We start from the raw sequence: 12,101 nt of genomic DNA, 5'->3' as shown, positions 1-12,101 counted from the left end.
CCATACATTTAGGTTGTAAAAGGTCATAAAACTACGACAGGACTACATTGCCAAGTGAAGCTAACTGCCGTTTGATCTCAACAAAAGGGGTAAATGTTTGCAGCATTTGCCCTTTTTTTTATATGAGAGGTATCGATTTTCTGTTGACTTCCACCCCTTTACTGGGTAATAAATACTTCATTGCTTGCTATTCTGCAATGAAATGATGTTGTAACCTTCAGCGCTTCCAGTACTTCTGAAAACGATTCATTTTTAAAAGTAGCGGTGAAATGGTATTGTTTTAATTTGTTACCGTTGAGATGGATTTTGATACCATACCAGCGTTCCATTTTCAGCGCAATATCTTCGAAGTTATCATTGTCGAATACGAGGTAGTTGTCGCACCAGGCGGTTTCCGCCACCATGCTGTCCTGCGTGTTACTATGAATATTTTCCACCTTGTAGCCTGCCACCAGGTTGGGTTGGGTCAGTTTATCTGCCGGTGCGTGTTGTAAGATGATCTTTTGGTTAGGCGTTAGTTTCACATTCCTTTCCATGCCGTCATTCAAGATTACTTCTACGGCGCCGGTGATCAGTGTAGCTTCTGTGGTTTGATCCCCTGTATATGCTTTTACATTAAAAGAGGTGCCCAGTACTTTGATATCCATCCTGGAAGTGTGGATAGAAAAGGGTTTGGCTGCATTCTTCGCTACATCAAAAAACGCTTCTCCTTCTAAAGTAACCTCCCGGTTTTCCAGGTTGTTCATATCAGGATTATAGGTTAAACGGCTGCCACCATTGAGCCATACTTCTGTTCCGTCCGGCAGCTGTGCCCTGGAGCGGGAACCATCGCGGGTATAAATGGCCGCCATAGCTGCTTTACCGGCTTTTTGCGGATATTTTATTGATAAGAGATAGATACAATAGCCTCCCAGCATCACTACCAGTACAGAAAGCACGGCCACCCATTTGCGGAAGTTCCTTTTGACTTTCTTAACGGGTAATTCCTCCTGCGGAAACTCCTCTTCCATTCTCACGAGGTGTTTTTCCAATGCAAGCTCGGTCCTGGTTTCCCATTCCTTATTGCCGGCCGGTTGGGGCCAGTTGCTTAATACAGATAATTTATATCTCAGATCCGGATCTTTCTGCAATGATGCTTCCAGTTCACGCAACTCCTCCATCGTGGCCTCGCCCGATACTTTCCTTCCCATCAAAAGCCATATTCTTTCCTGTTCCATGTGTATGATACAAAAGCATGATTATATAGAAGGACAAGTAAATTGCAAGAATCTACTACTCCACCTAAAAAAAAATTTAAATTATTTTGTTTTGATAAAGGAGAGGTTAATTACCTCGCTGATTTTTTTGAGTGCCTGGGCCATGTGAACATCAATGGTGTTCACAGAAATATCGAGGATCTGGGCTACCTCTTTATATTTAAGGCCATCTTCGCGGATCAGTTTAAAGATCATCTTCCTTTTAGGTGGGAGTGCGTTTACGGCAGCTTCTATCCTTTTTACCATTTCCCCGGAAATGAAGATCTGTTCCGGCGTGGCGTAACTGACGCTGATGTCCACTGCCACTTCATCGAGACTGAAATGTTGCGTGCGGGCTTCCTTATTTAAGTAGTTGAGGGCAATATTTTTGGTAGATACATAGAGGTATACCCGGAGGTTATCTACCTGGAGCAGGCGTTCGCGCTGCTTCCAGACGTTCATAAACACATCTGACGCAATTTCTTCCGCAGACTCCCAGGATTTCACAATAGAAAAGGCAAACTGACTCAATGGTTTGTAAAACAACCTGAACAATGCTTTATAAGCCTGTTCATCCCCAAGAGATGCCACCCGTTCCACCAGTAGCTGTATATTAGCTTCTTCCCTCAATGATTTGGTTTTTGGTTGAAAGTTGATCCCTAAAGATAATACAGATTTTTTCTTAATTTGATCTTGCCTAACATCTTTTTTTATGTAATATAAATTGATTCTAAAGGATATAAGCCCGCTGCTTTAATATCGCGCTACTTTTTAAACATAAAATACACGGCGCCGATGAGAAAGAAAAACGAAACCAGGTAGTTCCATCTCAGGGGTTCCTTAAGAAAAGTGACGGCAAAAATGCTGAAAACGGTGAGGGTAATGACTTCCTGGATGGTTTTAAGCTGGAAGCCGCTGAACCCCTCCTGTGCGCCGTAGCGGTTGGCTGGCACCATAAAACAATACTCAAAGAAGGCAATGCCCCAGCTGATAAGGATTACTTTCCAGAGAGCAACATCCTGGTGTTTGAGGTGGCCATACCAGGCGAAAGTCATGAAGGTATTGGAGATGGTGAGCAAAATAATAGTGCGCATGCGTGATTCAAAGTTTGTCCAAATCTATAATTTTGTAAAATAATATCCCGATTATTTGTTCACCTGCATTGGTATCTCGGGGCGGGACCTGTAAACCTTAAACAGGATTATCTGACAAAAGTGTAAACCTATTTCAGGACGATGCCACCGGAATAGTGTATTGGGAGTGTATGGGAAGTGTATAGGGACTATATGGGGAGTACGACACATACGCTACTCCTAAGCATCCGAAAAAGTATTGGAGATGTATCGGAGAAGTATCCGAGAAGTAACAGCTGTATCATACCGGCGCCCGGATCCGGACTGCTTCTGTTCAGAAGTGGACAGTAAAGGATCTTCATCGATTTGATAATCAAATCAATATAAAAAGGCATGTTTTTGGGCGATAGTTACCCGCAAAAAGCCAATTGGTCAGTATGTTCAAAAATTATCTGAAAGTTGCCTGGCGAAATCTGCTAAGAAACAGGACCTTCTCCTTTATCAACATCACTGGTCTGGCCGTGGGATTGGGTTGCTTTTTGTTGATTGCACTGTATGTGCTGGACGAATTGAGCTACGACCGTTACTACAATAAAGCAGGAAATATTTACCGTATCAACGCGGATGTTCGTTGGGGTGGCCAGGAGCTTCGGGTGGCTGAGACTTCAGATATGATGGGCCCTATTCTTAAAGAGGATTATGCGCAGATACAGGAATACACCCGGATTTACTCCCACAGTGGCGACACGAAGCTGATCAGGAAAGGGAGCGAATACATCACCGAAACACGTACGGCTTATGTCGATTCAACCTTCTTCAACGTCTTTGCATTCCCGGCGCTGGAAGGCGATACCCGGACTGCGTTGAATGTCCCCTATGCTGTGGTGATGACGGCATCGGCCGCGGCCCGCTATTTCGGATCGGCCAACAATGCCATCGGGAAAACGATCGAAGTCCAGGACGGCGGTAAAGACGTTCCCTATAAAGTGACTGCCGTGATCGCGAATATACCGGGCAATACCCACTTCCATTTTGACCTGTTGTTCTCCATGCAAAGCCTCGATTACAAGTGGGGACAGATAGGCAATGTCAATTTTCACACTTACCTCCTCCTCAAACCTGGCACCGATTACAAGGCTTTTGAAAAAAAGTTTCCCGCTTATATTAAGAAACATCTTATTCCGGCTATGAAGGATTTTCAGATCTACAGTATGGCAGACCTGGAAAAATCGGGGAACGGATTCCGCTTTTCACTCATTCCTGTAACACAAATCCATCTGTATTCCGACAGGCAGGGCGGTGAAGAATTGAGCCCGCCCGGCAGTGTTCAATATGTCGCCATTTTTTCTGCCGTAGCGTTGTTCATCCTGCTTATTGCCGTCGTCAACTTTATGAACCTGACAACGGCGCGATCCGCCGGCAGGGCGCGGGAAGTGGGCGTCCGTAAGGCATTAGGAACCGCACGCGGGGAGCTGGTGATGCAGTTCCTGACGGAATCCACCCTGATGGTGTTCCTGTCGTTATTGATTGGTATCGGGATCGCCTTCCTGGCGCTGCCACTTTTCAATTCATTGTCTGGCAAAACAATGACCCTGGCCAGTCTTTTTTCGCCGGTGATTCTCCCATTGCTGATTGCATTGCCTTTTGCGGTGAGTTTGCTGGCAGGAAGCTATCCCGCTTTTTTCCTGTCTGGCTTTAAACCTATCGAAGTATTAAAAGGTCAGTTGAAGGCGGGTACAAAAAGTGGATGGCTTCGGAGCACCCTGGTTGTCGTGCAGTTTACCATTTCAATTGTGCTGATCATTGCTACAATCGTCGTGTTCAGGCAGCTGCGTTATATTCAGACACGCGACCTTGGATTTAATAAGGAGCAGGTATTGATTATTGATGGTGTTGATGCGCTGGGCAATAATGCGGATGTTTTTAAGAGGGAAGTGACGCAATTGTCTGGCGTGAAAGCAGGAACACTGAGTGCCTTTTTACCGGTTTCCAAATCGGCCCGCAATGTATATAATGTCTTCAAAGACCCTGTTCAAACCGCATCAAATAGTTTCAATGTAGAAACCTGGGCGATCGATGACGGATACTTTCCTACCATAGGCATCAAGGTCTTAAAGGGAAGGAACTTCTCCCCCGGTTTCACCACTGATTCGTCGGCTGTTATCATCAACGAGGCGGCTGCGCGGATTTTAGGCTACGCCGATCCGGTTGGAAAGAATATATATACCTTCAACGATGCCGGAAAGCCAACCACTTACCCGGTCATAGGTGTAGTAAAGAATTTTAATTTTGAAACATTGCACCATGAGGTCCGCCCGCTCATGTTCACCTTGCAAAGAAGCACAGGCCTCGCCTCTTTTAAAGTAAATACTTCGCTTATTGCCCCGCTGATCGGAAAGATCCGGGACAAATGGGCTGCACTGGCGCCTGGCATACCTTTTAGCTTCCGGTTCCTGGATGATTCTTTTAACGAGATGTACCAATCCGAACAACAGGTCGGGAAGATTGCCACTATCTTTTCGGTATTGGCTATATTGATCTCCTGCCTCGGTATGTTCGGGCTGGCGACTTTTGTGGCTGAACAAAGAACAAAGGAGATGGGAATCCGCAAGGTGTTGGGGGCAAGCATACAGGGGATTGTCCGTTTGCTTTCGGCAGATTTTATAAAGCTGGTGGCCATCGCCTTCGTTATTGCCACTCCTTTCTCCTGGTGGATCATGCGTAAATGGCTGCAGGACTTTGTTTACCGGGTAAACTTCAGTTGGTGGATTTTCCTGGCAGCGGGTTTGGCTGCCTTGCTGATTGCATTGGTTACGGTGAGTTTTCAGGCGATCCGGGCAGCGCTGGCGAGTCCTGTCAGGAGCCTCAGAATGGACTGAATTTTATTGTGAAGGAGGTCAGATCTGTTAAAATCAGGAATGTTTCTTTGTACTAACCAATAGCTCCCGTACGTCCACATCTAACGCAGCGGCGATTTCAAATAAGGTTTCTATCCCTGGTTGAACAGTATTAGTACACCATTTGGACACGCTTCCAATAGAAACACCCAGTTGTTCTGCCAACCAATTATTAGTTTTTCCCTGTTCTACTATTACTATTTTAATCCGGTTAATTATTTTTTTAGACATAAATAGGTGCTTTCAGAACTATAAATAGCAAAATAGCAATTATTTATTAACTGAATAACAACATTATAAATATGAGCACAGCATAAATTAGTAATACTACAACCAATATGAGTTATAATATTACTAATTTAAGTATCTTTATTAAAACATTTAACCATGCAATCTTCTTCAGCCATATTTGTTTTTAACCAAAACCCATTTCGCCTTTCCGAAGAAGAATACCATTCTCCGGAAATGGTGTTGAAAAACTACTTCGAGCTATTTGGCCGGGCGAAACCAACGACATCCTCGCCTCTGTTCAAACTGAAGCCCTTACAAACCCTGGCAGTCCCTATAGCGCTGTGAGTGAGCGAATGAAAGTGTTGTCCTGTTTTACAGAACTAAACCGGTTAATAGAGGCCGCGTTTGTCATCTCCCAGAAAAAATAAAAGACCACCTGCAGCTAACCCAACAATGCTTCTCCCAAAATCAAAAAAACAAAAATCAGCCTAATCAGCGGTAATCCTGAGAAAGACAAAATCCGCGCATAAAAAAAAGAGGGACCGTAAGAGGCCCCCCTGCATCAAACCAAAATGGGTTTTCCATCATGGACTGATTTTGTGTTGTTGGTTGCTATTTCATTATTAAAGACTATTGTTCTAATTTGATTTCGCCCAGGTCGGTAGCTTTACCGTCTTCTACTTTTACATCTTTAACTACGGCATTTTTGTAAGGGCTTTTACCGAGAATAGTAATAGTGTAAGATCCTGCTTTAGCAGCGGGGATAGTGAATGCACCCTGTGAGATAGCGCCTTTCAGCTTATCTGTACCATTGTCTGCTTCTACTTCTGTAGCACTGTCAGCCGGAGTAATTTTACCGGTGATAGAACCACCTTCTACTACTAATACTTTCAGAGAATCTTTACCCTGTAAAGAATCTACTCTCTGTAAAGAGTCGATTCCGGTTAAAGAATCTACCTGTAAAGAGTCCATTCCGCTCAGGGAATCAACCTGCAAAGAATCCATTCCGCTCAGGGAATCAACCTGCAAAGAATCCATTCTGCTCAGGGAGTCTACCTGTAAAGAATCCATTCCACTCAGGGAATCCACCTGTAAAGAGTCCATTCTCTGCAATGAGTCTATTCCGCTCAGGGAATCAACTTTCTGGAGAGAATCGATTCCCATCAGAGAATCTACTGTCATTAAGGAATCAAATCCTTTTAAAGAGTCCAGGCGCTGTAATGAATCAACACTGAAAACTTTTACTGAATCGAGGCTAACAAGGGAATCTGTTGCAATTGAATCCACCATTGCGGCGGTGCTGTCTACAGATTTTACTGCTTTTACATCAGCACTTTTGAAAGCAGACATTCCGATTACCATTGTTGCTAAAGCGAGCGTTCCTACAATTGATTTTTTCATGGCATCAATTTTTTGTATGGTTAATATTTATGATGATTATCCCCGGTCCGGATGAATGTGCATGGTTTTTGTTATATGCCCTCATCGTTGGCTACCGTATATAAACAATACATCCGACAATTCACTTACCATTAGTCAAAGAAATGTTAAAGTGAAAAAAAGAATTATGAATCAGTATACTGGCTGCTTTCGTAATTAGTAATTTTAAAAATTATCTTCGCACTACGGAAACAAGACAAAAGATCAAAAGCATGTTGCAATTGAGTAACGACGAAATAGTAAAAGGCATCCGGAGCAGAAACAAAGATGTATTCGAAGCTGTTTTTAAACAGTTCGCCCCTTCTATGTATAATATAGCGGTCCGGTATGTAAAAGATGAAGATGACGCGAACGATATGGTACAGGATGTTTTCCTCAACTTGTGGAAAGGTGCGGAAAACCTGGATGAGAGAGCCCCGGTTAATCATTATCTCGCAAGAGCGACCGTTAACACCTGTTTAAACCGCATAAAAAAAGAACAACGGAAAGAAGTATACGCCAAGGAACAAATGCAAACTGCCAGTCCTTCGGAAAATAATCATTCCCTGCTGGAACATAAGGAGCTGGAAGCCAAATACCGCTCTGCCCTGGAGAAATTACCGGAACAATGCCGCCGTGTTTTTGAAATGAGCCGCCTGAAAGGCTTGTCGCCAGCCGAAATTGCTGAACAACTGAATATCTCTATCAATACAGTATACGCCCATTTGACCACAGCCTTAAAACGATTACGGGTAGACCTTATTAATAAGTCGTAGGATACGCCTGAAATTTTTTTTATTATCGCTTAATGGTATAACGTTCCCTGGTTGTATTACTAATAAGAAGCCATGAATAATCAAACAGACATAGATATAGTGATCCGTTACCTGGAAGATCCGGACAATGAGCAGCACAAAATGCAGCTCAACGAATGGATTCAACAGGATGCTGGTAACCTGGACATCTTCCTGGATATGAAAGGCATGTGGCACGGCGATCCGCTTCCTGCTGCCTCTGCTTTCGACACCCAGGAACAATGGCAGGCACTGGATACCATGCTGGATAAGGTTCCCGCAGTCACTGCCGCGCTTCCTGCACAAGAGCAAAACACCCGTGTGATCAGGATGAACCGCAGGTACTGGTGGGCTGCCGCCGCTGTGCTGCTGATAGCCGGCACATGGACCTGGCTCGGCCCCGGTGGATATAAAACCTATGCCACTGCACAGCAACAGGATAGTTTGCGCCTGCCGGATGGCTCTATGATGTACCTCAACGCGCATACACAGGTACGCTATGCCCGTGGATTTGGAAAAGATAACAGACAGGTTAAAATAGATAAAGGAGAAGCCTTTTTTGATGTTACCAAAAACGATGCCCTCCCCTTCATTGTAAATGCCCCCGAAGTAGAAGTACAGGTACTCGGTACTGCCTTCAACGTGAAAGCCGCCAACAGCGGTGTTAAAGTATTCGTGCAGTCAGGAAAGGTGAGCGCCGCCTACAAAGGCAAAGAGAAAAAGGTAATTCTCACCCCCGGTGTGGAAGCCTCTCTGAAGCATAATGGCAGCGAAATAGATACCCGTGTCCATAAAAAGAACAACAATATTCTGGCCTGGAAAACCCGGACCTTAACTTTTGACGATACCCCGCTCACAGAAGTGGCGGACGCCCTCGAAGATTTTTATAATGTAGAGATTAAAATCAGCAATCAACAACTGGCTGATAAGAAACTGCTGGCTACCTTCCCCAACATGTCGCTGGATGAGGTACTGGACATTATGAGAAAAACCCTTCAAATTAACATTTCGCATAAAAACGACCTGGTAGACATCTACTAATGCGCGCCTGACCTTTTATTTATGCAGCAATTATTGCTACAGGCGCGTATCTCCAATTCCAGGTTTGGACGCGTGCCTGATTTTATTTTCGTTGTTATCCTGGTATTGGCCAATGCTGTAGCTATGGCCCAAAATCCTAATGCCCCTCCAAGAAAAGTTTCCCTTCAGTTTACCAATGCCAGCCTGAAAACCGTGATCCGGGAAATAGAAAAACAAACAAAGTATACCTTTGCTATTTCTTCCGGAGAACTGGAAACCCGCCAGGGCGTTAGCTTACATGTTCACAACAGCCCTCTCCTGGAAGTATTGCCAAAGATCTTCCCTCCTGCCAAATATAAAGTAGAGATAAAAGACGGCCAGATCATCGTTATCCCGCTCAACGCCACTGCGGCAGATCTCACACCTCCTTCCAGCACCAGCTCCAATCCTGATAAATGGACCCTTACCGGCGCCGTTTCCGACGGTATGCAGCCTTTAAGCGGTGTATCTATCAGGGAAAAAGGCACCACTAACGGTACCGCCACTACGGAAAATGGTACTTTCAAAGTGGATCTGGCCAATGGGCAGGCTATCATCCAGGTGTCCCTTATCGGGTTTGAAACCAAAGAAATTGCCGTGAGGGAAAGAAGGAATATATCGGTGTTGCTGCAACCTGATCTGCGGAAGCTCAACGAGCTGGTAGTATTGGGTTATGGCCTGCAGAAACGCGCTAATATCACAGGCGCCATTGCGCAGGTGGATGGCGTACGGCTCAGAAGCCGCCCGGTAGCCAACGTGATGGCCGCCTTACAGGGTACCGCCACCGGCCTGGTGGTGACCCGCAGCAACGGACAGCCCGGCCGCGAAGGATTTAATATACAGGTACGGGGCGTAGGCTCTTCTTCCGGCAGTAATACGCCTGTGGTCATCGATGGCGTGCCCGGCTCCCTGGCCGTCATCAACCCGGACGACATTGAATCCGTATCCATCCTGAAAGATGCAGCTGCCGCCTCTATTTATGGCGCACGCGGCGCAGGCGGTGTGGTGCTGGTAACTACCCGCACCGGGAAACCTGGTAAGCTGAAAGTGGATTTCAACACCCTTGGCGGATTTGAAACACCCATCCGGTTGCCCAACCGGCTGCCCTCCTGGCAATCGGCCGCCATGCAGAACACCGCCGCGGAAAATGCCGGTCAAACCGCCCCCTGGGACCCCATGGAGATAGATTTAATGAAAACGGGGAACCACTATGCGATCGACTATCAAAAGCCTGACTTCTATAAATACTATTATAACTATAATCCTTTGCCTGTGCTTACCAAAAGCAGAACCGGCATCGAAAACTATAACCTGTCGGTAAAAGGCGGCGACAGCTCCAACCAGTTCTCTGCATCGCTGGGTTACTTCGGGCGGCAGGGACTATTTGCCGTTGGCCCGGACCGTACCCACCGAGTGAATGCCCGCGTGAACCTGAACAACCGCTTTAGTAAACACTTCAGCCTGGAAACGCGGTTGTCGTACGCCCAAACCAATACCTTCTCCCCTTCCCAGCCGGTAGAGGGCCCCAATGGCTTGCTGGCAGGCATTTTCCGGGGACCGGGTAATGTGCCGGTGTATGTGCCCAATACCGGCAACTATGCCTATGGCGGCGCACCGGGATATGCTGTTTTGGAAGACGGCGGGGAACGCGATGAAAAAAATAATTATATCGATGCGGTATTTACCCTGCGGGCCGACAGCCTCGCAAAGGGTCTTACGCTCCGGCTTATTTACAGTCCGCAAAAACACACCCTGCGGGACGATATGGGCCGCAATACCATTGCCTTATGGAACCGGGTGGATACCGCCACGCTGGTACAGCCGCATAATATGCTGCAGAAAAGCAAGCTGGAAGCAAAAGGCGGCAACCTGCAACTGCTGGCCGACTACGACATCAAAGAAAATAAAAATAACATTCACCTGCTCGGCGGCGCCACGCAGGAAACATACAACACCACGCAAAACACGGCGGCATCGTACGATATCAGCCAGGCTGAAATCAATTCCAATCACTTTAATAACGCGCCTGCATACACGCAGTTACTGGCGGCCAGCGGTTCTTTGTTGTCGATATTCGGAAAGATCAGTTACAACTACGACAACCGCTACCTGCTGGAAGCAAACCTCATAGCATCGCGCTTATCACAGTACAGCACCTCTTTTGTTGGCGGCGAACAGTGGCAGGCATTCCCGTCGTTTTCCGCCGGCTGGCGCCTGAATAACGAAACATGGTTTAACCGCGCGTTGCCATTTTTCAATGAGTTCAAACTGAGGTGGTCATGGGGCAGATTGGGGAATATCAACAGCTGGAACAGTATTCCTAACGACGAACGGTTGCAGACTTTCAGCTTTAACACCTTGCCCCGTTTTCAGCCTTTTGTTTACAAGAACCCCATCATCCAGGCACAGGGATGGGAAAACATTGCTACCAATAATTACGGCTGGGATGCTACCTTGTTCAGGGGCCGGTTGACCATTGCAGCAGATTATTTTATTAAGCATAACCGCGACATGCAGATCCCGGTACTGACAGCCTCCACAGATGGGGCCTGGCCATTGGATTTTCACCGGGGTGAAATGAAATCCTGGGGCTGGGAAATCAACCTGGGCTGGAGAGACGACCGGGGCCCCTTTACCTGGTATATTAACGGGAATCTCTTTTATAACCGCAATAAAGTACTGAAAAATGATAATGTGGCGCCACAGGCTGGCTGGAACCAGGGCATCGCAGGATATCCTTACTCTTCCCTGTTTGGCTATGAGTCTGATGGCTACTTCCAATCGGCCGGTGAAGTGACTCAGCATGCCTTCCAGCACGAAAATACCGGTCCGGGCGACCTTCGCTACAAAGACATCAACGGCGATAACAAAATAGACAATGCCGACCTCGTATACCTGGGCAGCACCGATCCGCAGTTCTCCTACGGGATCGACGCGGGCTTTGCCTGGAAAGGATTTGATGTCTCCGTTTTCTTCCAGGGAGTGGCTAGACGCAAGGTGATGCCTGACCCGCGTTATAATCTTCCTTTTACCGGTAACTGGCAGCAGCCCTGGGACATTAACCAGGACTACTGGACGCCGGAAAATCCCAACGCATTATTTCCACGGCTGTATCTGAACGACCAGCAGAATACCGCCCCATCCTCCCACTGGGCAATGAATGGCGCCTATATCCGGTTGAAAAACCTGCAGGTAGGTTATACCCTGCCGCCGAACTGGCTGAAGAAAATATGGATCACTAATCTGCGTATTTATTTCTCCGGACAGGATCTGTGGGAAACTACTAAAATGAAAATTAAATATTATGATCCTGAACAGGCGGGAGGTTATAACGGAAACGTATATCCGTTTTTCAGATCATATACTTTGGGGCTGACTGTTGGCTTCTGATCC

General features: G+C 46.4%; 9 protein-coding genes. 4 read left to right on the top strand and 5 right to left on the bottom strand.

All coding sequences use genetic code 11. The features are described from left to right. Window positions 1-158: 158 nt before the first annotated feature. The 3 genes from QFZ48_RS26730 to QFZ48_RS26720 all read right to left on the bottom strand — a co-directional run bounded on the left by QFZ48_RS26730 (window position 159) and on the right by QFZ48_RS26720 (window position 2,329). Window positions 159-1,190, bottom strand: a complete 1,032-nt coding sequence (locus QFZ48_RS26730) for a FecR family protein (RefSeq protein ID WP_429048059.1) — start codon at window positions 1,188-1,190, stop codon at window positions 159-161. 108 nt (window positions 1,191-1,298) lie between these two features. Next, on the bottom strand, window positions 1,299-1,865 hold the full coding sequence (locus tag QFZ48_RS26725; protein WP_370913143.1) for an RNA polymerase sigma-70 factor: 567 nt from the start codon (window positions 1,863-1,865) through the stop codon (window positions 1,299-1,301). Window positions 1,866-1,999: 134 nt separating this feature from the next. After that, window positions 2,000-2,329 carry a DMT family protein gene (locus QFZ48_RS26720; protein WP_106531455.1) on the bottom strand — a complete coding sequence of 110 codons (330 nt, stop codon included), beginning with the start codon at window positions 2,327-2,329 and terminating at the stop codon, window positions 2,000-2,002. Between the two features lie 416 nt (window positions 2,330-2,745). Here QFZ48_RS26720 and QFZ48_RS26715 point away from each other — a divergent pair, with 416 nt between their 5' ends. Then, a complete protein-coding gene (locus QFZ48_RS26715) occupies window positions 2,746-5,187 on the top strand; it encodes an ABC transporter permease (protein WP_429064594.1) in 2,442 nt (813 codons plus the stop codon). A 33-nt stretch (window positions 5,188-5,220) separates the two neighbouring features. Here the strand turns inward: QFZ48_RS26715 and QFZ48_RS26710 are convergent, their stop codons facing one another. Then, a complete protein-coding gene (locus QFZ48_RS26710) occupies window positions 5,221-5,436 on the bottom strand; it encodes a helix-turn-helix transcriptional regulator (protein ID WP_429064593.1) in 216 nt (71 codons plus the stop codon). Between the two features lie 630 nt (window positions 5,437-6,066). Next, window positions 6,067-6,837 carry a hypothetical protein gene (locus QFZ48_RS26705; protein WP_429064592.1) on the bottom strand — a complete coding sequence of 257 codons (771 nt, stop codon included), beginning with the start codon at window positions 6,835-6,837 and terminating at the stop codon, window positions 6,067-6,069. Window positions 6,838-7,088: 251 nt separating this feature from the next. Here QFZ48_RS26705 and QFZ48_RS26700 point away from each other — a divergent pair, with 251 nt between their 5' ends. The 3 genes from QFZ48_RS26700 to QFZ48_RS26690 all read left to right on the top strand — a co-directional run bounded on the left by QFZ48_RS26700 (window position 7,089) and on the right by QFZ48_RS26690 (window position 12,098). Continuing rightward, complete coding sequence (locus QFZ48_RS26700; RefSeq protein WP_370913147.1) at window positions 7,089-7,631, top strand: RNA polymerase sigma-70 factor; 543 nt, start codon at window positions 7,089-7,091, stop codon at window positions 7,629-7,631. Between the two features lie 72 nt (window positions 7,632-7,703). Next, complete coding sequence (locus QFZ48_RS26695) at window positions 7,704-8,690, top strand: FecR family protein (protein WP_429064590.1); 987 nt, start codon at window positions 7,704-7,706, stop codon at window positions 8,688-8,690. A gap of 21 nt (window positions 8,691-8,711) precedes the next feature. Continuing rightward, window positions 8,712-12,098: a SusC/RagA family TonB-linked outer membrane protein gene (locus QFZ48_RS26690; protein ID WP_429064588.1), complete on the top strand. Its 3,387-nt coding sequence runs from the start codon at window positions 8,712-8,714 to the stop codon at window positions 12,096-12,098. The last annotated feature ends 3 nt before the right edge of the window (window positions 12,099-12,101 follow it).

Origin of the sequence: Chitinophaga sp. W2I13 (assembly GCF_050434005.1) — a bacterium.
Taxonomy (GTDB): domain Bacteria; phylum Bacteroidota; class Bacteroidia; order Chitinophagales; family Chitinophagaceae; genus Chitinophaga.
The sequence above is the reverse complement of the archived record's forward strand: the minus strand, read 5'-3'. Positions and strand labels throughout refer to the sequence as shown.

Excerpts from the sequence above, each read along its gene's own strand:
- QFZ48_RS26730 (WP_429048059.1), bottom strand. The coding sequence starts at position 1,190 with ATGGGAAGGAAAGTATCGGGCGAGGCCACGATGGAGGAGTTGCGTGAA.
- QFZ48_RS26720 (WP_106531455.1), bottom strand. The coding sequence starts at position 2,329 with ATGCGCACTATTATTTTGCTCACCATCTCCAATACCTTCATGACTTTC.
- QFZ48_RS26715 (WP_429064594.1), top strand. The coding sequence starts at position 2,746 with ATGTTCAAAAATTATCTGAAAGTTGCCTGGCGAAATCTGCTAAGAAAC.
- QFZ48_RS26710 (WP_429064593.1), bottom strand. The coding sequence starts at position 5,436 with ATGTCTAAAAAAATAATTAACCGGATTAAAATAGTAATAGTAGAACAG.
- QFZ48_RS26705 (WP_429064592.1), bottom strand. The coding sequence starts at position 6,837 with ATGAAAAAATCAATTGTAGGAACGCTCGCTTTAGCAACAATGGTAATC.
- QFZ48_RS26700 (WP_370913147.1), top strand. The coding sequence starts at position 7,089 with ATGTTGCAATTGAGTAACGACGAAATAGTAAAAGGCATCCGGAGCAGA.
- QFZ48_RS26695 (WP_429064590.1), top strand. The coding sequence starts at position 7,704 with ATGAATAATCAAACAGACATAGATATAGTGATCCGTTACCTGGAAGAT.
- QFZ48_RS26690 (WP_429064588.1), top strand. The coding sequence starts at position 8,712 with ATGCAGCAATTATTGCTACAGGCGCGTATCTCCAATTCCAGGTTTGGA.